Source organism: Amycolatopsis sp. NPDC039088 (genome assembly GCF_055598845.1).
The window spans coordinates 147,488-171,508 of record NZ_JBVKAE010000016.1 but is presented as its reverse complement, the minus strand read 5'-3'; the positions used below and the strand labels follow the sequence as shown (position 1 = coordinate 171,508).

The 24,021-nt window shown below is 70.4% G+C and carries 15 protein-coding genes and 2 tRNA genes; 8 read left to right on the top strand and 9 right to left on the bottom strand.

All coding sequences use genetic code 11. The features are described 5' to 3' along the window. Positions 1-42: 42 nt before the first annotated feature. The 3 genes from ACZ7KI_RS21825 to ACZ7KI_RS21815 are packed head-to-tail and all read left to right on the top strand — an operon-like array spanning position 43 to position 7,468. Positions 43-1,788 carry a fatty acyl-AMP ligase gene (locus tag ACZ7KI_RS21825; protein WP_470274934.1) on the top strand — a complete coding sequence of 582 codons (1,746 nt, stop codon included), beginning with the start codon at positions 43-45 and terminating at the stop codon, positions 1,786-1,788. Then, a complete protein-coding gene (locus tag ACZ7KI_RS21820) occupies positions 1,785-5,987 on the top strand; it encodes a beta-ketoacyl synthase N-terminal-like domain-containing protein (protein ID WP_470274933.1) in 4,203 nt (1,400 codons plus the stop codon). Before ACZ7KI_RS21825 ends, ACZ7KI_RS21820 begins: the two co-directional genes overlap by 4 nt. Next, positions 5,984-7,468, top strand: coding sequence for an MFS transporter (locus ACZ7KI_RS21815; RefSeq protein WP_470274932.1), 1,485 nt, complete (start codon positions 5,984-5,986; stop codon positions 7,466-7,468). The genes ACZ7KI_RS21820 and ACZ7KI_RS21815 overlap by 4 nt, the downstream gene beginning before the upstream one ends. Positions 7,469-7,492: 24 nt before the next feature. On the opposite strand, the gene ACZ7KI_RS21810 is transcribed toward ACZ7KI_RS21815, so the two are convergent. The 8 genes from ACZ7KI_RS21810 to ACZ7KI_RS21775 form a co-directional block, all read right to left on the bottom strand. Further along, positions 7,493-7,738 carry a hypothetical protein gene (locus tag ACZ7KI_RS21810; protein WP_470274931.1) on the bottom strand — a complete coding sequence of 82 codons (246 nt, stop codon included), beginning with the start codon at positions 7,736-7,738 and terminating at the stop codon, positions 7,493-7,495. A 98-nt stretch (positions 7,739-7,836) separates the two neighbouring features. Beyond that, positions 7,837-7,908, bottom strand: a tRNA-Val gene (locus tag ACZ7KI_RS21805). Between the two features lie 35 nt (positions 7,909-7,943). Beyond that, positions 7,944-8,018 (bottom strand) — tRNA-Val (locus tag ACZ7KI_RS21800). 99 nt (positions 8,019-8,117) lie between these two features. After that, positions 8,118-9,962 carry a serine/threonine-protein kinase gene (locus ACZ7KI_RS21795; protein ID WP_470274930.1) on the bottom strand — a complete coding sequence of 615 codons (1,845 nt, stop codon included), beginning with the start codon at positions 9,960-9,962 and terminating at the stop codon, positions 8,118-8,120. Positions 9,963-10,227: 265 nt separating this feature from the next. After that, entirely contained in the window at positions 10,228-12,111 is a 1,884-nt protein-coding gene (locus ACZ7KI_RS21790) for a serine/threonine-protein kinase (protein WP_470274929.1), read from the bottom strand. Between the two features lie 48 nt (positions 12,112-12,159). After that, on the bottom strand, positions 12,160-14,394 hold the full coding sequence (locus tag ACZ7KI_RS21785) for a heavy metal translocating P-type ATPase (protein WP_470274928.1): 2,235 nt from the start codon (positions 14,392-14,394) through the stop codon (positions 12,160-12,162). Positions 14,395-14,543: 149 nt separating this feature from the next. Continuing rightward, positions 14,544-15,665, bottom strand: a complete 1,122-nt coding sequence (locus tag ACZ7KI_RS21780; RefSeq protein WP_470274927.1) for a DUF6801 domain-containing protein — start codon at positions 15,663-15,665, stop codon at positions 14,544-14,546. A gap of 91 nt (positions 15,666-15,756) precedes the next feature. Further along, complete coding sequence (locus ACZ7KI_RS21775) at positions 15,757-16,986, bottom strand: DUF6801 domain-containing protein (RefSeq protein ID WP_470274926.1); 1,230 nt, start codon at positions 16,984-16,986, stop codon at positions 15,757-15,759. Positions 16,987-17,484: 498 nt separating this feature from the next. Between ACZ7KI_RS21775 and ACZ7KI_RS21770 the strand changes: the two genes are divergently transcribed. From ACZ7KI_RS21770 to ACZ7KI_RS21760, 3 genes are all read left to right on the top strand, one after another. Next, on the top strand, positions 17,485-18,054 hold the full coding sequence (locus tag ACZ7KI_RS21770; protein WP_470223345.1) for a hypothetical protein: 570 nt from the start codon (positions 17,485-17,487) through the stop codon (positions 18,052-18,054). A gap of 73 nt (positions 18,055-18,127) precedes the next feature. Then, a complete protein-coding gene (locus ACZ7KI_RS21765; protein WP_470274925.1) occupies positions 18,128-19,342 on the top strand; it encodes an alpha/beta fold hydrolase in 1,215 nt (404 codons plus the stop codon). Positions 19,343-19,385: 43 nt separating this feature from the next. Beyond that, positions 19,386-19,856: a GtrA family protein gene (locus tag ACZ7KI_RS21760; RefSeq protein ID WP_470274965.1), complete on the top strand. Its 471-nt coding sequence runs from the start codon at positions 19,386-19,388 to the stop codon at positions 19,854-19,856. A gap of 48 nt (positions 19,857-19,904) precedes the next feature. On the opposite strand, the gene ACZ7KI_RS21755 is transcribed toward ACZ7KI_RS21760, so the two are convergent. Beyond that, the gene (locus ACZ7KI_RS21755; protein ID WP_470274924.1) at positions 19,905-21,101 is read right to left on the bottom strand and encodes a PucR-like N-terminal domain-containing protein; all 1,197 of its coding nucleotides are present in this window, start codon (positions 21,099-21,101) and stop codon (positions 19,905-19,907) included. Positions 21,102-21,439: 338 nt separating this feature from the next. Here ACZ7KI_RS21755 and ACZ7KI_RS21750 point away from each other — a divergent pair, with 338 nt between their 5' ends. Together ACZ7KI_RS21750 and ACZ7KI_RS21745 are read left to right on the top strand one after the other, a co-directional pair. After that, positions 21,440-22,627: a PucR-like N-terminal domain-containing protein gene (locus tag ACZ7KI_RS21750; protein ID WP_470274964.1), complete on the top strand. Its 1,188-nt coding sequence runs from the start codon at positions 21,440-21,442 to the stop codon at positions 22,625-22,627. Between the two features lie 382 nt (positions 22,628-23,009). Then, entirely contained in the window at positions 23,010-24,020 is a 1,011-nt protein-coding gene (locus tag ACZ7KI_RS21745) for an alpha/beta fold hydrolase (RefSeq protein ID WP_470274923.1), read from the top strand. The last annotated feature ends 1 nt before the right edge of the window (position 24,021 follow it).

Genomic DNA, 24,021 nt, shown 5'->3' with positions numbered 1-24,021 from the left:
CGCGCCATCCCCCAGCCTCCAGCCGAACCCCGAGGAGACGCCATGTCCCTGGCTACTGAAAACCTGCCCGCCACGGCCGGCCCCACCCTCCCCGCCTGCCTCCGGCATTGGGCGGACGTCGCGGGCGACCGGCCCGCGGTGACCTTCACCGATTTCGCGGTCGATCGCGCCGGGCGTCGGCGAACTCTGACCTGGCGGCAGCTGGCCGAGCGCGTCGACGCCGTCGCGGGCGCGCTTCCCGTCCGGCCGGGTGACCGGGTGGCCGTGCTGTGCCCGCAGAGCGCGGACTACGTCGTCGGTTTCCTGGGCGCGATCACCGCGGGCGCGATCGCCGTGCCGCTGTTCGACCCGGGGCTGCCCGGCCACGCCGGACGGCTCGCCGCGGTGCTGACCGACTGCTCCCCCACCGCCGTCGTCACCACCGCCGCGGCCGAGGACTCGGTCCGTGAGTTCCTGTCCGGTCTGCCCGGCGGCGAACGGATCGCCGTCCTCGCGGCCGACCAGCCCGACGAGGGACCCGCCCGCGCGTGGCCCGCGCCGGAAGCGGCGCCGGACGACGTGGCGTACCTGCAGTACACCTCCGGTTCGACCCGCAGCCCCGCGGGCGTGGTGCTGACCCACGCGAACGTGCTGGCCAACGTCGCGCAGGCGGTGCGCGGCCTCGGCATCGATCCGGCGACGGGGACCACGGTCTCGTGGCTGCCGCTGTTCCACGACATGGGTCTCGTCCTCGGCCTGATCACCCCGCTGGCGATGGGCATGCGGTCGGTGCTGATGGATCCGCTGGCCTTCATCGAACGTCCGGTGCGGTGGCTGGAACTGCTGAGCGACCACAAGGGAAGCTGGAGCGCCGCGCCGAACTTCGCGTTCCACTACTCGGCGACCCGGGTGCGCGAAGAGGACCGCGCCAGGCTTCGCCTCGACCGCGTCGCGGCGATCGTCAACGGCGCCGAGCCGATCAACCCCGGCGTCCTCGACCGGTTCCACGCCGCCTTCGCCGATTCCGGCTACCGGCCGGAGAAGACCCGCCCCGCGTACGGGCTGGCCGAGGCGACCGTCTTCGTCACCACCGGGCCGGGTGAGCCACCGCGCGTCGCCACGTTCGACCGCGCCGCCCTCGGAACCGGGACGGCACGGCAGGCCGACGACGGCCTGAAGCTGGTCGCCTGCGGTGTGCCCGTCGGCCAGCACGTCGCGTTGGTCGATCCGGAAACCGGTGTCGTGCTGGAAGACGGCTCGGTCGGCGAGATCTGGGTGCACGGGCCCAACGTCGGTAGCGGTTACTGGCAGAAACCCTTGGAAAGCACCGAAACCTTCGGCGCCCGGCTGACCGGCGACCACGAAGGGCTCCCTGAGTGGCCGTGGTTGCGCACCGGGGACCTCGGCGTCCGCCACGACGGCGAGATCTACATCGCCGGCCGGATCAAGGACCTGCTCATCGTCGACGGCCGCAATCACTACCCGCAGGACGTCGAAGCGACGGCGGCCTCGGCCGACCACGACATCCGGCCCGGCAGCGTCGCCGCGTTCGCCGTCGAGGGGACCGACACCGAAGCCGCGGTCATCGTCGCCGAACACCGCCGCCACACCGAACTGACCACGGCGGACGAACGCGCCCTCGCCGCGTCGATCCGGCGGCTCGTTTCCGACGCGCACGGCCTCTCGCTGCGCGACGTCGTGCTCGTCCCGGCTGGACTGGTCCCGCGTACCTCCAGCGGCAAGATCGCCCGCGCCGCCTGCCGCGGCCACTACCTCGCCGGAGACTACGGAAAGGCATTGGTGCGATGAGAAACCCGTCGTTCGACACCCCCGCACTGCGCCGCTGGCTGCTCGACACCGTCGCCGGGCACATCGGTGTGGACTCCGCCCGGCTCGAACCCGACCGCCCGCTCAGTGACTACGGCCTGTCCTCCCGCCAGGCCGTCGGCATCGCCGCGGACCTCGAAGACCTGCTCGGCACGCCGCTCCCGGCCACGCTGCTGTGGGAGAGCCCGACCATCGACCACCTCGCCCGCTTCCTCACCGGCGGCACCGAACCGGAACCGGAAACGACCGGAACCGATCGCCGCCGGACCGACCCGATCGCCGTCGTCGGCCTCGGCTGCCGCTGGCCGGGCGCGAACGGCCTCGAGGAGTTCTGGGACCTGCTGAGGTCCGGACGGGACGCCGTCCGGACGGCGCCGCCGGGCCGGTGGACCGCCGACGCCGCGCCGGTGGTCGGCGGTTTCCTCGACGACGTCGCCGGATTCGACGCCGACCACTTCGGCATCACTCCGCGTGAGGCGTCCACAATGGACCCGCAGCAGCGGATGCTCCTCGAAGTCACCTGGGCGGCGCTGGAACACGCCGGGATCGCGCCGGCCTCCCTGCGTGGCAGCCGGACCGGCGTGTTCACCGGCATCTCCACTCACGACTACGGGCATCTCACGATGGCGGGCGGCGACGTGGATCTGTGGACGGCCACGGGTGCGGCCGGGAGCATCTCCGCCAATCGGCTGTCCTACATCTACGACCTGCGCGGGCCGAGTATGGCGGTGGACACCGCCTGCTCGTCTTCGCTGGTCGCGGTGCACCACGCGGTACGCGCGCTGCGGGACGGCGAGGCGGAACTGGCCTTGGCCGCCGGGGTGAACCTCATGCTGCTTCCCGGGCCGACCGCCGCGTTCGCCGCGGCCGGGCTGCTCGCGGCCGACGGCCGCTGCAAGACCTTCGCCGCGGGCGCCGACGGCATCGCGCGTGCCGAAGGCTGCGGCGTCGTCGTCCTCAAGCGGCTGGCGGACGCCGAGTACGACGGCGACCGGGTGCTCGCGGTGATCCGCTCCACCGCGGTCAACTCCGACGGCCGGTCGCAGGGCCTCGCCGCCCCGAATCCGGTCGCCCAGCAGGACATGCTGCGCACGGCGTACCACGGCGCGCGCCTCGATCCCTCCACTGTGGACTACGTCGAGGCGCACGGCACCGGCACGCTGCTCGGCGACCCGATCGAGGCCCGCTCGCTCGGCGCCGTGCTCGGCAAGGACCGGACGGCCGACGCCCCCTTGCTGATCGGTTCGGTGAAGACGAACATCGCGCACGCGGAGGCGGCGGCCGGGATCGCCGGGCTGATCAAGGTCGTCCTCGCCATGACCCACGACGAACTGCCGCCCCAGCTGCACTTCGCCGCGCCCAACCCGCACATCCCGTTCGACGACCTGCGTCTTCGAGTGGTGACCGAGGCGACGCCGTGGCCGCGCCACTCCGGCCGTGCCACCGCGGGGGTGTCCGCGTTCGGGTTCGGCGGGACCAACGCGCACGTCGTCCTCGAACAGGCGCCGGTGCTGGAACCCGCGCCGGAACGCGCCGACGTCCGGATCGGGCTGCTGTCCGCCCGTACCTCCGACCGCCTCGCCGAACGGGCGACCCAGTTGGCGAACTGGCTGGAATCACCGGCGGCGTCGTCGGTTTCCCTCGCCGACGTCACCCACACCTTGTTCCGGCGCGACAACGGCGGGCCGCACCGCGCCGCCGTCGTCGCCGGGGACACCGCGGAACTGGCGGTACTGCTGCGCGCCGTCGGCACCGGAGCCGATCCGCTGCCCGCCGGGGCGGTCACCGGCTCCACCCGGGCCACCGGCGGACCGGTGTTCGTGTTCTCCGGCCACGGCTCCCAATGGCCCGGCATGGGACGCGGGCTGCTGGCCGCCGAGCCCGCCTTCGCCGCACAGGTCGACAAGCTCCACGACCTGTTCACCGAGCACACCGGCCGATCGCTGCGTTCCCTGCTCACCACCGAGGATCCCCTGCCACTGCCGGAAACGCAGGCGGCCATCTTCGGGACGCAGATCGCGCTGGCCGCCCAATGGGAGGCGCTCGGCGTCCGGCCGTCGGCCGTCATCGGGCACTCATTGGGCTCCGCGGCCGCCGCGGTCGTGAGCGGGGTACTCACCCCCGACGAGGCCGTTCACCTGGTCGCGACCCGCGCCCGGCTGCTCGGCACCATCGGCCCCGGCGGCGCGATGGCGGCGGTGGAACTGGCACCGGAGGAACTCGAGCTGTACCCGGACATCGAACTCGCCGTCGAATCCGCGCCGGGTCAGCTGACCGTGGCGGGCGACGCCACCGTCCTCGACCTGCTCGTCTCGGAACTGGTGGCGGCCGGGCTGACCGCGCGGCGGCTGCCGGTCGAGGTCGCCGGGCACTCCGTCCGCGTCGAACCCGTCCTGCCCGCACTCCGGGACGCGCTCGCCGAACTGGGCGGGCGACGCCCCACGGTGCCTTGGTACGACACGGTTCTGGCCGATCCGCGCGAGTTGCCGGACTTCGACGCCGGGTACTGGGCCGCGCATCTGCGCCGTCCGGTGCGGTTCCGGCAGGCCGTGGCGGCCGCCGCCGCGGACGGCCACGACGTCTTCGTCGAGGTGTCGCCCCATCCGATCCTGCGGGGTTCGGTGGCACGGACACTCGAAGCCGAGGGCGTCCACGACGCCGTCGTCACCGGAACCCTGCGCCGGGGTCAGGACGAGGTCCGCGCGCTCGGTGCCGCCGCGGCCGAACTCTATTGCGCGGGCACCCGGATCACCCCGGCCGATCCGGACGACGGCGCCAGGCTGGTCGACGTCCCGCCGATGCCGTGGCGGCACGAACGGCACTGGTACACCGCCGTCGAGGAACCGCCGACGTTCGCGGTACGCACGGCCGAACCCGAACCCGTCCGAAGCGGTGGCGGGAACCGGCTGACGGAGATCGTCGCCGCCGTCATGGGGCTGCGGCCCGACCGGATCGACGCCGACGTCCCGCTCGTCGAACTCGGCCTGGACTCCCTGATGGCGAACCGGATCCGCGAAGCCGTCCGCCGGGAGTTCGGCACCGAACCCGACGCCGCCAGCGTGCTCCGGGGCGCCACCCTCGCCGACTTGAACCGCGACCTCGCGCCGCGCGAAGACGAGGATCCGCTTCCGGCACGAGGCCGTGCCTGGGACGCGGCGGACCGGCTGGTGCTGCGCCTGTGGCAGGAGCACACCGGGTCCGAAGCGGGTGGCACGCAGGTCCGGCTGACCGACACTCCCGCGCCGGACCGCCTGGCCGGACTGATCGCCGAGGGGCTCAGCACCGAACTCGACACGCCGATCGACGCCGCGGAACTCCTGCGGCACGACTCGCTCGCGGCCATCGCCGACGTCGCCCGCGCCGTCCTCGACACGCGGGAGGAACGAGGACCGGTGCACGTCCTCACCCCGGGCGAGGCCGGTGTCGAACCCCTCCTGCTGTTCCACCCCGGCGGCAGCACCTGCACCGTCTACCGGCCACTGCTGGACCGGCTGCCGACAGCGGTGCCGTGTGTCGGGTTCGAACGCGTGCCCGGTGTCGGTATCGAGGAACGCGTCGAACACCTGCTGCCGCTCGTGCGGGCGCAGAACCGCGGTGGGGCGTACCGGCTGGCGGGCTGGTCGTTCGGCGGGGCGCTGGCTTACGGCGTCGCCGCGCGGCTCGCGGAGGAAGGCGAAGAGGTCGAGTTCGTCGCGCTGATCGACACCATGCTCCCGCTCCCCGAACCGGACCTCGATCCGCGGGCGTCGTCCGCCCGGCGGTTCCTGCGGTTCACCGGTTACGTCGAAGGGACCTACGGTCGTGAAGTCCGGCTCGGTCACGAGGAGCTGGCACCGTTGCCCGAAGAGGAGCAGATCGAGCTGACCATGCGGAGGGTCGCCGAGGCAGGATTGCTCAGCCCCGGTGTCCTCCGGCATCAGCGTCAGTCCTTTTTGGACACGCTGGCGGCGGAACGGGGCACGCCCCGCCGCTACGACGGCCGTGTCGTCCTCTATCGGGCGACAGAGCAGTACGCCGCCGGACTCGCGATGGAGCCGCGCTACTCCCGCACGGACCTCGCGGCAGGCTGGGCGGAACTGTGCCCGGGACTGGAGATCGTGCCGGTCGAGGCCCATCACCTGTCGGTGGTCGACCCGCCGCATGTCGATGTCGTGGCGAGGCATCTGGCAGGGCTCCTGTGACCACGGCCCGGGCCGAGCGGGCGGTCCGCGCCAGGCCGCTGCTGGCGGTACTCGGCGCCGGGCTCTTCCTCGTGGCGGTGGACGCGACCGTGCTGCACGTCGCGCTGCCAGACCTCGTCCGGCAGCTGCGGCCGAGCGCGGCGGCGCAGGTGTGGATCGTGGCGATCTACCCGCTGACCGCCGCGCCGTTGCTGCTGCCGTTCGGCACCCTCGGCGACCGGTACGGGCGGCGGCGCGTGCTGGTCACCGGGTACGTCGTGTTCGGGGTCGCGTCGCTCGGCTGCGCGTTCGCGCCGAACGTCCCGGTACTGCTGGGTTTCCGGGCGCTCCTCGGCTGCGGTGGCGCGATGATCATGCCGGTGACGATGTCACTGCTCCGGGAACTCTTCCCGGAGCAGCGGCAGCGCCGGACGGCGATCGCGGTGTGCAGCGGGATCGCGGGCACCGGTTCGGTGTTCGGGCCGATCCTCGGCGGCGTGCTCGTCGAGGCGTGGGGCTGGCGCGCCACTTTCCTGCTGAATCCGCCGGTGATCCTGGCGGCCGTGGTACTGGCGCTGTGGTGGCTGCCCCGGAATCCACCGGGGCGGCGGCCGTGGGACGCGCTCAGCGCGGGTCTCGCGGCGGGCGGCGTCCTCGGGATCGCGTTCGCCGTCGGACAGCCGGGTTCCTGGGTGACGGCCGTCGTCTCCGGCGTGGCCGGATGTGTCCTCATCGGACTGTTCCTGCGCCGTCAGCGCCGGACCGATCCGCCGTTGCTGGACCTGACCCTGTTCCGGCTGCCCGGTGTGCGGGCAGCGGTCGGCGGGGTGCTGCTGGTGATGAGCACGCTGGTGGGGCTCGGTCTCCTGTTCGCGCAGTACCTGCAGGTGGTGCTCGGCCTGTCCCCGACCGCGGCGGCGGCCCGGCTGCTGCTGGTGCTCGGCGCGTCGGCCGTCGGCAGCGTGGTGACCCCGGCGCTACTGGAACGCTTCGGCAACGCGAGGGTCCGCACGGCCGGATTCGCCGTGACGGCGGTGTCGTTGGTGGTCCCGGCGACGGGGTCGGCCGCGCTGACCTCGCCGGTGTTCCTCGGCGCCGGGCTGACGGGTTTGGGGCTGGGTATGGCGCTCGCGCTGACGTCGAGCACCGACACACTGCTTTCGGCGACGTCCGCCGAGCAGGCCGGAGGTGCCGCGGCGGTGGAGAAGACGGGCTACGAACTGGGCGCGGGTTTCGGCACGACGTTGTTCGGTTCCCTGGCGGCCGCCGTGTACGCGGGACAACTGGCGGTGCCGGACGCCGTCCCCGATCAGGCGCGGCTGCTCGCCTTGTCAGGGCCCGCTCAAGCGGAGACGGCCGCCTCGGGCCTCACGTCGCAGTTGGCAGGGGAATTGCTCGACGCGGCACGGGCCGCGTGCACCGCCGGGCTTCAGGTGTCGGCTGGTGTGGCCGGCGGGGTGTTCTTGCTGGCCGCGATCGCTTCCCGGGCTCGTGAGTGGTAATGACGGTTATTAATAGAACCGTCATTACCGCTCAGGAGACCAGGCACATCGGGTAACGCGTCCCGCGTCGTCGACGGCGACGATCGTGCGTTGGTCGCGCCACAGAACCACCCGGCGGATCGGCAAGTCTGATGCGACGACGCTGAACTGCTCAAGATCGGAGCTGTCCCACGTGGCGCTGTAGCCGTCGCGGGTCCACAGTGTCACGCGGCCATCGGCGTCACCGGTGAGGGCCAGGTCGCGTTCCGGGCCTCCGTCACCGGCGACCACAATTCACCTCAGCACGCTGACTGCCCACTTGGGACTGCAAGCTCAAAAAAAGTCCGCTGACCTGCGGTAACTCGCAAGTCAGCGGACTTTACACGATGTGGGCGATACTGGGATCGAACCAGTGACCTCTTCGGTGTGAACGAAGCGCTCTCCCCCTGAGCTAATCGCCCGTCGTACGAACTCCGGTCCGCTGGGGAAGCGAACCTGGTGCGCGATACTGGGATTGAACCAGTGACCTCTTCCGTGTCAGGGAAGCGCTCTCCCGCTGAGCTAAACGCGCGTGGTGAAGTTGTTCGTACTGAAGACAGCTTAGCGGACCCGTTTCCGGGCCCGCACAGGGGATCCCCTTCTCGATCGAACCCCAGGCGAGCAGGCGGATTCAGGGCTTCGGGAGCTTCGGCACGATCGAGGCGGCGATCTCCTTCGTCCGGTCGCAGGGGCTTCCGCTCCCATCCTTGGCGCTCAGCCGGACGGCGACGAGTTCGGCCTCGCGCTCCGGCAGCGGACGGTGCTGCCAGGTCACGGTGCAGTTCGTGCCCCCGAACTCCCGGATTTCGCCGGTGACGCCGTTGCCGAGGTCGACCGGCGAACCCTCGGGCACGTAGGCGCCCCGGCTCAGGTCGACGGTCAGCCTCTCGCCACCGCCCTGCCACTCGCAGATACGCAGCGTCTGCGAACCGGCCTGCGCGTTCGGGAGGTTCTTGGCGACCACCGCGGCATCAGGGACGGCGCACGGGTCGAACGGCAGCAGGCTCGCCGGGTCGCTCGGGCGGTCGACCTCGTGTGTGCGCAGTCGGGTGACGGCGGCGGTCAGCATGTCGTCGGCTGCCTTGCAGGGGTCGCCCTCCCGGCCCGGATGCGAGACGACGACGCCGAGCCGCCGATCCGCCGGGAGCTGGACGATCGAATCGCATCCGCCGCTGATCGTGCTGCGCAGCAACGGAAGTCCCTCGGCCGTCCGGTCCGTTCGCACGGCACCGCTGGTGCTCATGCCCTCGCCGAGCTGGATCTCGAAGGACTCGCCGTTGAGGCCGGTGTATTTGCACCGGGCGGGGTAGAACGAACGCGTGTCCGGCTTCAGGGTGCCGAACTCCTGCACGAACCGGCCGTCGAGGACCTTGCACGGGTCCACCAGGCGCAGGCGTTCCGGACTGAGCGCCTCGGTGACCGCCAGCGACGTCACGCCGGGGTTCTCGGGTTTGGCGTACTCGGCGATGGAGAGCACGAGCGCGACGATCCCGGTGACCACGAGCAGGACGACCGCGCCGAGCGCCCCGAACAGGATCTTCTTCGTCCGCGGCGCCATCTTCTTGGGCGGCGGCCGCCAGATCGGCAGCGGCAGCGCCAGCACCGAGCGCACTTCGGCGTCCTGCTGCTGGATGCGGGCGTGCACGGACGGCGGCCAGGGAGCCACGCCGGGCGGCACCGGGCCGAGGTGGTCCAGGATCTGGTCGGGGGTCGGGCGGCGCGCCGGATCCTTGGCGAGGCACGGCTCGGCGAGCCGCCGGATCTCGTCGGGGACCCCGGTGAGATCCGGGACGGCGTGCACGACGTTATACAGCGTTTGGGGTGCGGTCGGACCGGTGAACGGACCGCGACCGGTGGCCGCCATGACCAGGATCGCGCCGAGGGAGAACACGTCACTCGCCCCGGTGACCTGCCCGCTCCCGGCCTGTTCCGGGGACATGAACGCGGGCGACCCGATGATCGCGCCCGTCCCGGTGAGCTCCTGTGCCTCCTCCGCCACCCGTGCGATGCCGAAGTCGATCACCCTGGGCCCGTCACTCGTGAGAATGATGTTGCTGGGCTTGAGATCCCGGTGAATCAACCCCGCGCGGTGGATCTCGGTCAGCGCGGCGGCGAGCCCGGACGCCAGCAGGCGCACCGACCCGGCGGGCAGCGGGCCGGCGGCGTCCACCGCTTCCTTCAGCGAAGGCCCGGTGACGAAGACCGAGGCGAGCCAGGGGGTTTCCGCTTCCGCGTCGGCGTCCATGACCGCGGCGGTGTAGGCACCGGACACCAGCCGGGAGGTGGCGACCTCGCGCCGGAACCGTTCACGGAAGCGGGGATCGTGCGCGAACTGGGCGTGCAGCTGCTTGACCGCGACGAGCCTGCCGTCCGGCGCGAGGCCCAGTACGACGCGGCCCATGCCGCCCTCGCCGAGTTCGGCGATGATCCGGTACGGGCCGATCTGCCGGGGTTCACCGGGATTCAACGGTTTCACTGAGCTGTTCGTCCTTGGTCGAGGTCGTCACCGGGACTGTCGTGCGGCACTGTGTGGATTTTGTGTCATCTAACGCATCAAAATCCACACAGTGAAAGACACCGTCCACCGACGGGACCGGTCACCGGTACGCCGCGCCCGGACACGACACCTTGCCTCACCCTGAGTAACAACTCGCGCTCTCGTCGAACCGACACTCTTGCCTTACCTCTCGATAACCCGAATCGCCACTCACGACCAACCGGACCGGCTCGCCATCCCGGCCCTACGGTTTCGGAAGTTTCTGGATGAGCGCCCCGGCGAAGTTCTTCGCCTTCTCACAGGCCAGTTCGGCGTTCTTCTCCGCACCGCTGGTGCCGACGGTCAGCTCGACGTTCTCCCCGAGCCGGTCGTTGATCGACCGATGAAGCCAGATCAGCGAGCAGGTGGAGCGAGCGGCGCCATCGTCCGACCTCGCCAGATACACCTTGGTACCGCCGAGATCCAGGGTGGCGGTGGTCGCGTAAGCCGAATACGTCGCCTCCGTCGGCGGAGCTCCCCGCCCGAAGCTCAACCGGACACTGCCCGTCGCGTCGTACCGGCATTCGTGCAGATGCTCGCGGATCGTCTCCACCACCGGGCCGATGAGCCGGTCCACGGTCGCGGGGCCGACCAACGCGCACGGGTCCAGCGGCGCCAGCGTGCCCGCCGCGAGGTCGTGCTCGTGGCCACCGGCCCTGATCCGCTTGACCGCGTCGGCGAGGGCCGCCTTGGCCACCGAGCAAGCCTCGTCCTTTGTGGACAAGGAGTCCACGCGGGCGGTGAGATTGGTGTGCAGCAGCCCGGTGACGGGGACCGCCACCTCACACGAGCCGCCGGACCCCTTGACGGCCAAAGGAAGCCCCTCCAGTTCGCCGCCCGCTTCGGCTTCGAAGAGGTCGCCGGCGACCCGCAGGTCCAGCCACTTGCCCGCGGACGAGGAATACGTGCACCAATCGAACTGGGCACCGTTCTTCGTGCTCAGCTTGCCGAAACCAGGCACCTCGCGGCCTTCGAGCACCTTGCACAGGTCCACCTTGCGCAGGTTGTCCGGGCCGAGCGGATCCGGGTTGACCGGGGTGGCGACGGGTTCGTCCGGCGGCGGTGACGCGCTCGGTGCCGCGACGGCGGGAGGCGGGTCGTCCTTGTTCAGCGAAACCGCGGCGACGACGCCACCGGCCAGCAGTACGACGGCGGCCGCGGCGAGCCCCGCGTACAGGCCACGACGGGACCGCTTCGGCGGTGGCGGGTTCAGCAGCCGTTGGACTTCGGCCTGCTGCCTCTCGATGAGGTGCGGCACCACCGGCGGCCAGGGACTGGTCGTCGGGGGGATCGGGCCCAACCGCTCCAGCACCCAGGCGGGAGACGGCCGGTCCGCCGGGTTCTTCGCCAGGCACGGCTCGGCGAGCTGCCGGACTTCCGGCGCCAGCCGACGCAGGTCGGGCTGGACGTGCACGACGTTGTAGAGCGTGTGCGGCGTGGACGTGCCCGTGAACGGGCTGGTCCCGCTCGCGGCCATGACGAGCAGGGCGCCGAACGCGAACATGTCGCTCGCCGGGGTCAGGGGCTTGCCTTCGGCCTGCTCCGGCGACATGAACCCGGGCGAGCCGATGACCGCGCCGGTGTGCGTGAGCTCCGAGTCGCCCTCGGCGGCGCGGGCGATGCCGAAGTCGATCACCCGGGGGCCGTCACCGGTGAGGATGACGTTGCTCGGCTTCAGATCCCGGTGGATCAGCCCGGCGCGGTGGATGTCGCCGAGCGCCAGCGCGAGCCCCGCGGCGAGATACCGGATCGACATCGGCGGCAGCGGGCCGCCGGCGGCGACCGCTTCGGCCAGCGACGGTCCCGGTACGAACACCGAGGCCAGCCACGGTGTCGGCGCGTGCGGATCCGCGTCCATGACCGGAGCGGTGTACGCGCCGGACACCAGACGCGACGTGGCGACCTCGCGGCGGAACCGCTCACGGAAGCCGGGGTCGTGCGCGAAGCCCGGATGGACCTGCTTGATCGCGACCAGCCGTCCGTCGGCGGAGATCCCGAGCAGCACCCGGCCCATCCCGCCTTCCCCGAGCGCGGCGAACACCCGGTAACGCCCCACGCCGGTGGGTTCGCCGGTGTTCAACGGCTTCACGAAAGGCCCCCCTTGTCCGGGGCGATGGTACAAAACCACCCGTAAGTGTCACTCAGCGCGTCGGTCCACCCGGCCGAAGTCCCTCAGCCGGAGGCTGTTGGACACCACGAGCACGGACGACAGCGACATCGCCGCCCCGGCGATCAGCGGGTTCAGCAGCCCCAGCGCGGCCAGCGGGATCGCGGCCACGTTGTAGCCGAACGCCCAGGCCAGGTTCCCCCGGATGACACGCAGGGTGCGGTCGGCGAGCCGGATGGCGTCGGGGACCACCCGCAGGTCTTCGCGGACCAGCACGATGTCGGCCGAACGCAGCGCGATGTCGCTGCCCTGTGCCATCGCCATCCCGAGATCCGCGGTGGCGAGTGCCGGACCGTCGTTGATCCCGTCGCCGACCATCGCCACCCGCGCGCCTCCCGCCCGTAGTTCGTCGATGACCTCGGCCTTCTCCGCGGGCAGGACGCCGGCGCGGACGTCGGAGATGCCGACCTCGTCCGCGACCGCGCGGGCGGTGGCCTCGTTGTCACCGGTGAGCAGGACGGTCCGCAGGCCGAGCGCGTGCAGGGCGTCGACAGCGGCCCGCGCCGACGGCTTGACGACGTCGCGGATCACCAGCCGCCCCGCGATCCGGCCGTCCACCGCGACCAGGATCGCCGTCGCCCCGTCTCCTTGGGCGGCCGCGAACTCGTCCGGGACGCCGATCCCCCGCTCGGCCAGCAACCGCGTGTTGCCGACGAGGACCTCGTGCTCCTCGACCTCGCCTCGCGCACCGAGTCCCGGCAGCGCGCCGAACCGCTCCACCGGAGGCAGATCGGGCAGTTCGGCCCGTGCGGCGGTGACGACGGCGGCCGCGATGGCGTGTTCCGAACCGGCCTCCACCGCACCGGCGAACCGCAGCACCTCCGGCACGCTGAACCCGTCCGCCGGACGGCACGCGAGCACGGTCATCTTCCCGGTGGTGACGGTGCCGGTCTTGTCCAGCACCACGGTGTCCACCGAACGGCTGGCTTCGAGCGCGTCGGGGCCCTTGATGAGAATGCCCAGCTGGGCGCCGCGGCCGACGCCCGCCATGAGCGCCGTCGGCGTGGCCAGCCCGAGCGCGCACGGACAGGCGATGATGAGGACGGCGACGGCCGCCGCGAAACCGTCGCGAGCTGATGCGCCTCTGAGCAGCCACCCCGCCAGCGTCAGCGCGGCCACGCCGAGCACCGCGGGGACGAAGACCGCGCAGATCCGGTCGACCAGTCGTTGCACGGCGGCCTTCCTGGCCTGCGCGCGTTCGGCCAGCGCGGTCATCTGGGCCAGCTGGGTGTGCGCGCCGACCGCGGTCGCCCGCACCACCAGCCTGCCGTCCCGGTTCACCGAGGCCCCGACGACCCGGTCGCCCGCACCGGCCTCCGCGGGCACGGGCTCGCCGGTCACCGCACTGACGTCCACTGTAGACAGTCCACTCTCGACGACGCCGTCCGCGGCGATCGACTCCCCCGGTTTCACCACGAACAGGTCACCGGTGGCCAGCTCGCCGATCGGGACCATCCGCTCGGCTCCGTCACGCAGTACCCGGACGTCCTTGGCCGCCAAGGCGTCCAGTGCCGCGAGCAGCCCGGCCGCGCTCCGCCGCGACCGGCTTTCGAAGTACCGGCCTGCCAGCAGGAAGGTGGTCACCCCGGCGGCGACGTCGAGGTAGATCGCGTCCGCGCCCGCCGCCGTGGGACCGAAGCCGATCCAGTAGCCGGCTTCGGCGCCGCCGGAGAAGGCCGACCACCCCGACCACGCGAACGAAGCGAGCACGCCGAGCGAAACCAGGGTGTCCATACTGGACGAACGGTGCCGGAGGTTCCGCAGCGTGGCGCGATGGAACGGCAGCGCGGACCAGAACACCACTGGAACGGCCAGTACCAGGCAGAGCAGTTCCCAGCCGGGGAACCGCAGTCGCGGCACCAGCGCGAGGGTGATCGACAGATTCCCCAGCGGGATCGCCAGAAGGGCGGCCACGACCAGCCGACGGCGCAGATCGCGGACCCGCGCGAAGCCGGTGTCCGGATCCTCCTCGCCGCGGATCTCCGCCGTGTAACCGGCTTTGCGGACCCGTTCGATGAGGACGTCCTCGGCCAGCGCCTCGGGCACCTGCACGGTGGCGCGTTCGGTCGCGTAGTTCACCGACGCGCGGACGCCGTCCAGTTTGTTCAGTGTGCGTTCCACCCGCGCCGAGCAGGCGGCGCAGGTCATCCCCGACACGGTCAGTTCCACCGTGCGGACGGCGGCCTCCGGCGCGGAAATCGTCATTTCGTGGCACTCCCAGGGATTCACCAGTGGTTCCGGTGGTGGTGGAACAGGTGTCCCGAGAGGTGACGCGGGGGAAGATTACCGCCGCCGGGAACCGAGCCCGCCGTCGGCCCGACTACTGCGATGGTGGTGGAAACAGGTGTCCTGGATCAGGGCGTGCGCGGGGTCAGCACGAGATCGAACGTGTTGCCCTCACCTTGGACGAACGTGCTCAGGTACGGGGTGAACGCGCCGCAACCGGTCAACGGCGCGAGCACGTAGCCTCCGGTGAGCGCGCCGCCGCCCGCCATCGTGAAACCGGCCCCGGTACGCAGTTCCGCCGTCGACGGGCTCGAGGTCTTGCAGCCGGGGCCGCTGCTGACCGGCATGCCGAGGAGGGTGACGAGCGGCAGCACGGTGGTGAACCGCGGCCGGGCGACGAAGCCCGTTCCGGTGAGGTCGCCGCCTTGCGGTCCCTCGGCGACGAACTCGAGATCGGCCATGCCCGGCACGAAACCGAACAGCCGGAAGTCGGTGTGCGCCTTGTCGAACACCGGAGCGCCGGAGAAGACCGTGGCCGAGGTGGCACTCAGGTCGAACGCACCGGTCAGCGGCGCGGGGGCGCCCAGCGCCTTGACCGCCGTCTTCCCGGTGACGGTGTAGTGGCGTCCCGCCGGGGTCCCGCCGAGGTCGAAGGAGAGCAAGACCGCGTCCTGACCGGGGTCGAGGGTGCAATCCGACGTGAACGAACCAATCCCGGTGAAGGAGCCATCGGCCTTCTTCGGAGTCAACCGGGTGGTGAAGTCACCGATGGTGAGCGTGGTCTTGCCCGGCTTCGCCAGCGTCACCGTGGGAACGGAACCCGTCGCCACCGTGCTGAACGAGCCGGACGGCGGGAGGTCGGTCTTGGCGACGTTCAGCGGAATACGCACCGGGAGCGGGTTCGCGTCACCGTTGACGAGCGTGACGCCCGCCGCCGCGGTGCCTTCGACGGTGGTGGCGCCGACGAGGTTGAGCCCGCGCGCCGCCTTGTCCGGCACGGTCACGGTGATGGCCAGACCGGAAGTGGTGAGTGTGCCACCGGGCGCTGTCGGGACTTCGAAGTCGGCCTTGATCACCGCGTCGAGCTTCTGCAGCCCGATCAGCGGGAACGGACAGGTGAACGACAGCTTCTTCTCGACCGGCGTGCCCGCCGCCGCGCTGTGGACCGCCACGAACACCAGGCAACAGGCGGTGAGCAGGACGATGAGGCCCGCCGCGAGCAGCATCCGGACGTTGATGCGAAAGGGCATGGTCGCCTTCCCTGGTTGTCTGTCGGTGAATCCGCGACCGGGAACGGAGCCGGTCCCCGTCGCGGGAGGCGACGGGGACCGGCTTGCCCGACTACTTCTTGGTGAGGTTCAGATCGAGCGTGTTGCCGTCGCTCTTGGCGAACATGCTGATCATGTCGTTGAACGAACCGCAGTTCTGCAGCGCGGCCAGCGAGTAGGTGCCGGTCAGCTTCCCGCCCTTGAGCAGGTCGAAGTCCGGTCCGGTGGTCATCTCGCTGGTGGACGGGCTGACCGTGCCGCACTTCGGGTCACTGCTGATGGGGATCCCGAAGACCTGCACGCTCGGCAGGAACACGTTGAACTTGATGTGCGCCTTGAAACCGGTGCCGACGAGCTCACCGGTCTGCTTGCCGACCTGCTCGACCTTGATCTCCGAACGGCCGTCGACGAACCCGAACAGCTTGAACTGGGTGGAAGACGGGTCGAGCTTCAGGTCGCCGGTGAACGTCTTCGACGCGAGGTCCACGTCCGCGTCGAAGCCGCCGTTGATCACCGCCGTGCTGCCGAGCGCCTTCAGCGAGGTCTGGCCCTTGATGCCGAAGGCGTACTTGATCCCGCCGCCACCGGGGGTGGTGGTACCCGGCGGGGTCGTGGTGGAGCTCGGCGGCGGGGTGGTGCTGGACGCCGGCGGGGTGGTGGTGGTCGTACCGGTGGGGGTCGGACCGTCACCGATCTTGATCGTGGCCAGCGTGTTGTTCTGGCCCGGATCCTGCGTGCACGGCGCGTCGATCGTGCCGTCCGGGGTGATCCCGGTGACCGAACCGTCGGCCTTGCGCGGGGTGACCTTCAGCTGCAGGTCACCCACGGTGATCTTCGCCTCGCCGGGCTGGTTGAAGGTCAGCGAAGGCGTCTTGCCCGCCGCGTTGACCGTCATCTCGCCCGAGGTGGGGATGTTCTGCTTGGCGATGTCGTTGGGCACCTTGACCGGGAGGTTGAGCCCCGGCGCCGCCACGGTCGCCGCCGCGATGGCCTGGCCGTCCAGCGTGGTCGCACCGATCAGGTTCAGCCCGCTGACCGTGTCCGCGTTGATCGTGGAGACGGCCTTGATGTCGAACGTGCCGGTCGGCTGGCCGGTCTTGACCGAAAGCGGCAGATCGGTGTTGATCACCACCTTCAGCGACTGGGAACCCACGAGCGGGAGGTTGCAGTGGTAGTTGAGCGGGAGCGAAATCGGGTCGGCGGCACTGGACTGTGCCCCGACCACGAGTACCGCGGTGGCAAGCCCCACGGCACCGGCCGCGGCGGCGGCGACCGCCTTCTTGGTTCCTCTACGGTGACTCACGATCGTCCTTCCGTGGTATCAACGATGATACGAAACGGCGTACAATTCCCCAGAGCAATGAATATCGGCCCGAGAGAATTCTCCGGGTAGCGACGATGTCTGACGGATCGCAACCGAACAGTAAACTAACGACGCTTCCACGCCGCTATCAAGGGCTTCCCCGGAAAAGTTGACGCGTCGCCGGTAAATTGTCACGCTGGCACGGTGCGTTCGTCCGGTTCCTAGTAGCGGCACATGGGTTTCCCCAGCACAGAGCCGCTTGAGGCTGTCGCGAGAACTGCTGACGCGGGTGACAATCGCACGGATCGAAACTATCTCGCGCATGCCAATCACCGCTTTCCCCGCTTCTCTCGCCCGGCGACCTGCTTGCCTGACGGAATCATTCGTGAGTAACCTCGCTGTTCAGCAAGCCGGTCACCGCAGACTGCGCGGATTTCCCGCCGCACGTGCCGCAACCGGCCCTCTTTCGCCGAATTCGACGGGGAAACCATGAAGAGAATGCGCCGCACGGCAGCGCGAATCGCTTTCGCCACCGTCTCCGTGACCGCCTCGGCGGTCCTGCTGAGCGCCTGCGGGTCCGACGATCCCGCCGACGCCGGCCGTCACGCCGACCCCGCCGCGCTCGCCTGGGCGGACAAGGTGTGCTCCGGAGTCGCGGCGGGCTCGGCGAAGCTGTCCCAGCCGCCCGCGTTCGACCCCAACAACCCGCAGGGGGCGAAGACCGCCATGGTGGGCTTCCTGAACTCCCTCACCGTGGCGCTCGACGACATGGCGGGCGGGATCCGCAACGCCGGTGTGCCGCCGGTCCCGGATGGACAGTCCGCCGTGGACAAGGCGACCACCACACTGGACGAGACCAAGTCGAAGGTGACGGCCACCCTGGCGAAGATGCAGGAAGCGAAGGTCACCGACAAGGCCAGCCTGGAGAAGGTCGTCGCCGACGCCGACACCACGATGAGCGGGTTGAGCGAGCCGGAGGGCCCGATCAAGCACCTGCGCGCCAACTCGGAACTCAACCTCGCCTTCACCGAATCCTCGACCTGCCGCCAGGTCTACGGCATGTCGTGAGTGATCCGGGTCGTTAGAACGACCTGAATCACTCACGACCGTCCCTCGTCCCGCGCTCTCTGGAGGCCCGGCCGTGCCGATCTCGTTCCCCCGCCCCTCCCGCCGGACGCTCGCCGCCGCGCTGGCGATCGTCCTGTCCGCCGGTGTGCTGACCGCACTGAGCGTGACCCCGGCGAACTCCGCCGCCACCGCGGCGTCCGACGACTCGTTCTACACCCCGCCGTCCCCGCTCCCGGCGGGCAAGCCGGGTGACATCATCCGCTCGCGCGTCTCGAAAGCGGGACCACGTAAGGATTCCGTCAACGCCTGGCAGGTGATGTACCTGTCCACCGACGCCCTCGGGCGGCCGGACGCGGTGACCGGGACGGTACTGGTGCCGAAGAACGCCGATCCGGCGAAGGCGCCGATCGTCTCCTTCGCCGCGGGCACCCATGGCCCGGCGTTCGGCTGCACGCCGTCGAAGATGATCGACATCGGCGCGTTCTACGAGCAGTCCGGTCTCGACGACCTGCTCGACGCCGGGTACGCCGTCGCGCTCACCGACTACGAGGGCTACCGCCAAGACCCGAAGACGACCTACGTGGTCGGGCGTTCGGAAGGCCCCGCGGTGATCGACGCGGTCCGCGCCGCACAACGCCTGCCGGAGGCGAAACTGTCCGCCGACGCGAAGGTGCTCTTCCGCGGATACTCGCAGGGTGGCGGGGCCGCGGCCTGGGCCGCCGAACTGCATCCGACCTACGCCCCGGAACTGAACCTCGTCGGCGTCGCCGCCGGCGGTGTCCCCGCCGACCTCGTCCAGGTCACCCTGCAGCTCGACGGGAAGTTCGGCTTCGGTGTCTTCGCCTACGCCCTCGTCGGGCTGGACAACGCCTACCCCGAGCTGAAGCTGGATTCGTTCCTCAGCGACAACGGCCGCGCGAAACTGGCGGAGATGCAGAAGAGCGCGTGCACGTTCGAACTGCTCACCACCTACGCGAACCAGAAGATCGCCGACTACACGACCAGCGCCGGCTACGTGCGGCCGGAATGGGTCAAGCGGCTCAACGAGAACAAGCTCGGCGGCACCCCGATCAAGGCCCCGCTGTTCCTCTATCACGCCACCGGCGACCAGCTCGTGCAGTTCGCACAGGCCGACGCGCTGCACAAGACCTACTGCGCCGCCGGGGTCAAGACGACTTGGAAGACCTTCGACACCGACCACATCACGGCGGTCTACACCGGTAACGCCGACGTGCTCGCCTTCCTCAAGGACCGGGTCGCGGGCACCCCGGCGACGTCGAACTGCTGAGCCCGCGGTGCTCAGAACCGCCCCTGAGTCCTTTGTGGACGAAGTGGCGCCCGGCGGTGCGCGGAAGCGGCGCGAGCTGCTTCGTTTCGCCACCGTCGGGCTCGCCGCGTTCGGCCTCACCCTCGGGACCAACTACGGGCTGAAACTCACCGTCCTGCAGACCAAACCGGTCACGGCGCTGGCCATCGCGACCGTCGTGGCGACGGCCTTCGCCTACCTGCTCTCGCGGCGGTGGGCGTTCCACACCCGCGGCGGCAGGCCTCGCCTGCACGAGGCGGCGTTGTTCTTCGCCGTCAACGCGATCGCCGTCACGATCAACCTGTGCCCGCCGCTGATCTCGCGGTACGTCCTGCGGCTGGAAGTCCCCGAAGTCGGCTTTCTCGCGCAGGAGATCGCCGACTTCGTCAGCGGGATGCTGATCGGCACCGCGGCGGGTTCGGCGTTCCGCTGGTGGGGCTACCGCCGCTGGGTGTTCCCAGAGGCGGGCGCCCGTCAGCGCGGGCCAATGCCGTGAAGGCCTCTTTGAGGGACTCTGATTCCTTCAAGGAGGCCTTCACCGCGCTCAGACGTCCGCGGGACGCAGCCGTTCCGCGCGCAAGGCCAGCTCGATCCGCAGCCGCTGATCCGGGTCGTCCAGCCGCTCGCCGAACAACTCCGTGAGCCGCCGCAGGCGAGCCCGCACCGTCTGCGGGTGCACGGCCAGCTGCCGGGCGATCTCGGGCGCGCTCCCCCGCGTCTGCACCTGCGTGAGCAGGGTCGCCGCCAGCTCGTCGTGCTGCCTCGGCGCCAGCCCCGACAACGGTTCCAGTGCCTCTCCGGCCAGCCTGTCCAGCAGGAACTCGTCGGCGAGCAACAGCAACGTGGTGATGTGCTCCTCGCACCACAGCACCGGGCCGACCGTGGTGATCATCCCACGCTGTGCCAGTTCGGAGGCGCGGCGGGCGATCCGGAACGACTCGCCGGCCTGCGCCACCGGGACGGACACCCCGACCGTGGCCGACCAGCCGGAAGGCAGTTCCCGCAGACCACCGAGATCGGCTTCGGGGCAGGCCACCAGCGCACCGGGCGCGTCCGAGACGAGATCAGCGGGCGCCGCCGAAGGCAGCAGCCCCGAGGGGAACGCGGGCGCTGCTGGCGCGGCGGTGAAGACGACCGCGGTGATCCGGGCCGGGATCCGCCAGCCGATCGCGACGGCGAGCGCGCCGACGTCAGCCTGGGTGTAGCCCGCGCCGCCGGTCAGCAGCCGGAACAACCTGGCCCGCTGCTCGGCGGGCCCGGTGGCCTCGGCCTGTGCCGCGTTGTAGCCCTCGGTCAGCGCCATCGTCACTTCGACGACGTCGCCGAACAAGCACTCCGCCGCGCCGTAGAGGACGTCGCCGGACAGCCGCAACTGGCGGCCGGCCGTGACGATCGAACGCCACAGCACCCGGCTCGAGACCCGGAACGCCGCCTGCGCGGCCTCACGGCTGAGCCCTTGCCGGAACGCGAGCCTGCCCTGTTCGCGAAAGTCCGCCAAGAGATCGTTCTGCAGCAGTTCGGGGACGCCGACCCGGTCGATGGCGCGTTCGACGCTGCGCCGGGTCAGCTCGACGGCCGCGGCACGGGCGTCGCTGTCGCTGAAGACTTCGGCGCATTCGGCGATTTCGGCCGCCACGGCGTCGACGCAGTGCCCGGCGATCGCCGGGATCCGCGGCCGGAGGGCGTCGCCGAGTTCCCTCGGCAGGCGTGCCCACAACGAACCAACGGGCTGCCAGCTCACGTGTGTTTTCCCCCGCTCGGAAGTTTGCCGACGATTCCGGGCACCCATTCCCTTTCGTCCGCGCGCCACCGGCGCACTCGAATGCACGGAGCGTAGGACCGGCGCCACATCCGTGTCAAAAGCCGCCACACCGAAACGCCGTCCGTGGGACGGGCACGACTTTCCGTTGACAATTCAACGTCACATTCGTGGTACACGCCGTCGGCCGACCGAGTAGAAACACTCCCGGCACCGTTCCCGTCGATCCGACGTGGTCGTGCAAAGGGATTCACGTTTCCCGTCGCCCCGGTTCGTCGAAAGCAAAGGGGGTCTTCGTGGTCGAGTACCGCAGTTTTCGCATGCTGGCGACGCTGCCGCGTTCGCTCGGCGAAGAACTGCGTCCGTATACCGGGCACGCCGCGGCCGCGATGATCAAGGAGGTGCAACGCTCGGTCGCCGCGTATTCACGGCCGTTGCGCGGTGTCTTCGGCCGCGTCCTGGTCGTTTCCTGCGAACGAGCGGTGCGGCACTATGTCGACTGCATCGGCGATCCGGTGGTCCCGCACGACCGCTGGATCGACTTCTACCGCCTGCGCGGACGGAGCGAGTTCACCGAAGGCCGCGGCCTGGAACCGTTGCACGACAGCGCGACGATCGGTGCCCGTGCGGCATGGCGCGCGATGCGGCCCATCGTGCGCGGGCTCGGTGTCGGTCCCGACGTCGTCGCGCTCGCGGCGGAGTCCGTCTTCGTCTACGTCGACGAACTCTGCGCCACGACGATCGAGGGCTACCAGGAGGCCGAAGCCAAGGCCGCGGGCGCCGCCCCGCTCCGGCGCCGTCGTCTGCTCGAACTGATCGCGCAGGCGCCGGAGGGGTCCGCGTCCAGTATCGCGAGCCTGGCGAACGGGGCCGGGTGGCGGGTCCCGCGAACCGCGGCCATGGTCGCGCTCCAGCGCGCTCCTGGCGCCGGCGAATTCCCCACCCACCTCCTGGACGACGACGTGCTGCGCGACCTCGACGCCGCCGAGCCGTACCTGCTCACCGCGGATCCCGACACCGATCTCGCGGCGCTGGGCGGCGCACTCGACGGCTGGCGCGTGGCGATCTCTCCCGTCGTACCGCTCGCCGACGCCCCGGCCGCCCTGCGCACCGCGCGGCGCGCGCTACTGCTGACCAGCGAGGACGCTCCCGGGCCGATCATCTGGTGCCGGGATCATCTCGCCACACTGTGGCTGCTCGCCGAGGATTTCCTCGGCGCCGAACTGGCCAAGCAGAGCCTCGACCCGTTCACGTCGCTGAGCGAGAAGCAGCAGGAACGGCTCGGCGAAACCCTGCTGGCGTGGCTGGAGACCCGCGGCGGGGCACCGGAGATCGCGCACCGGCTGGGAGTGCATCCGCAGACCGTACGGAACCGCTTGCGGCAACTGGAAGAACTGTTCGGCGACCGGCTCAAGGACGCCGACGACCGGCTGGGCATGCAGCTGGCGCTGCGCGCCCAGCGGCTCATGCGCGCCCACCGCCGCGACGAAGGTGGACCAGGGAACTGACCCGCCGGACCCGCCGTTCCGGTGGCCGTACGGTGGGAAGCACCCAGCGCAAACCGCGGCGAGCGCGTTTCACCCTCGGCTGGTCCAGGTGGAAGTCCGCCCGGCAGGCCATCAGTGAACGGCCGCCGATCCGGCACGGGGCATCGTCGCATCCATGCTTTTCTCCGTGGTTACGGGTGTTTACGGACGCTTTCCTGAATACCGGTGCGGTCGGAAAATGTCGATGCGTAAATGTTCCGGTCGACGGGTTTTAGCATCCGACTCGGGGTCGACGCCGACATTCTTGTCACCCTGGACGCAATAGGCGGACGTGTCCAGCGACACGCTGACGAACCCGGCATTCCTCACGTTATTTTGACGCCTGACAACGGAAAGGCGGGACATGACCCTCGAAGCGCGCACACTGACCCTGCACGGGCAGGAAATCCGGCTGCGGGAATACCTGCCGTCCACAACGGACGAGGAAGGCGAGCCACTCGTGCTGCTGCACGGGATCTCCGGGAGCGGACAGACCTGGGTCCCGTTGCTCGACCACTTCGAGCGGACCGGATTCGGCCGCCGGGTCCTCGTCCCCGATCTTCCCGGCCACGGCGATTCCGGGGCGCCCCGGGCCGACTACGGCCTCGGCGCGATGGCCAGCGTGGTCCGTGACGTCCTCGCCCTCACCGGGAATCGTCGCGCGACCATCGCCGGGCACTCCCTCGGCGGCGGGATCGCGATGCAGTTCGCCTACCAGTTCCCGGAGATGTGCGCCCGGCTGGTGCTCGTGGGCAGCGCCGGACTCGGCCCGCAGGTGACCGCGGTGCTGCGCGCGACGGCGCTGCCGGGCGCCAGGGCGACCCTCTCCGCCGCCGTCAACCCGGCCACCGTCGCGATCGCCCGCGGAATCGCCGCCGGCTGCCGCAGGCTCGGCGGGAAACTAGCACCGGAGACCAAGGAGCTGACACGGCATCTTTCGTCACTGTCCGACACCGGACGACGGCGGGCGTTCCTCTTCATCGCGCGCAGCCTGATCGACCTCCGCGGCCAGCGCGCGAGTGCCGTCGACAAGCTCTATCTCGCCGAGCAGGTGCCGACGCTGGTTGTCTGGGGCGCGCACGACCCGCTCATCCCGGTCGAACACGGCCGAAAGACGGCAGAACTGCTGCCGGGTAGCCGCTTGACGGTGTTCGAAAATGCGAAACACTTTCCACATGTGGCCGACCCGGCCCGGTTCGGCGCGGAGATCGAACGCTTCCTCGACGAGACGGAACCCGCCCGGCTGACCCTCGAAGAGGTCGTCGCGGTCCTCGTTCAGGCGAGCGAGGCGGCGAACGGGGTCGAAAACCGCGTGACGACCCCGCGGAAGGCCCCGGAAAAGTTGTCACCTGGGCCCCATCTCAGGCGCGCCTAAA

Coding starts and splice junctions, on each gene's coding strand:
- ACZ7KI_RS21745 (WP_470274923.1), top strand. CDS start 23,010: ATGACCCTCGAAGCGCGCACACTGACCCTGCACGGGCAGGAAATCCGG.
- ACZ7KI_RS21820 (WP_470274933.1), top strand. CDS start 1,785: ATGAGAAACCCGTCGTTCGACACCCCCGCACTGCGCCGCTGGCTGCTC.
- ACZ7KI_RS21825 (WP_470274934.1), top strand. CDS start 43: ATGTCCCTGGCTACTGAAAACCTGCCCGCCACGGCCGGCCCCACCCTC.
- ACZ7KI_RS21780 (WP_470274927.1), bottom strand. CDS start 15,665: ATGCCCTTTCGCATCAACGTCCGGATGCTGCTCGCGGCGGGCCTCATC.
- ACZ7KI_RS21750 (WP_470274964.1), top strand. CDS start 21,440: ATGCTGGCGACGCTGCCGCGTTCGCTCGGCGAAGAACTGCGTCCGTAT.
- ACZ7KI_RS21785 (WP_470274928.1), bottom strand. CDS start 14,394: ATGACGATTTCCGCGCCGGAGGCCGCCGTCCGCACGGTGGAACTGACC.
- ACZ7KI_RS21770 (WP_470223345.1), top strand. CDS start 17,485: ATGCGCCGCACGGCAGCGCGAATCGCTTTCGCCACCGTCTCCGTGACC.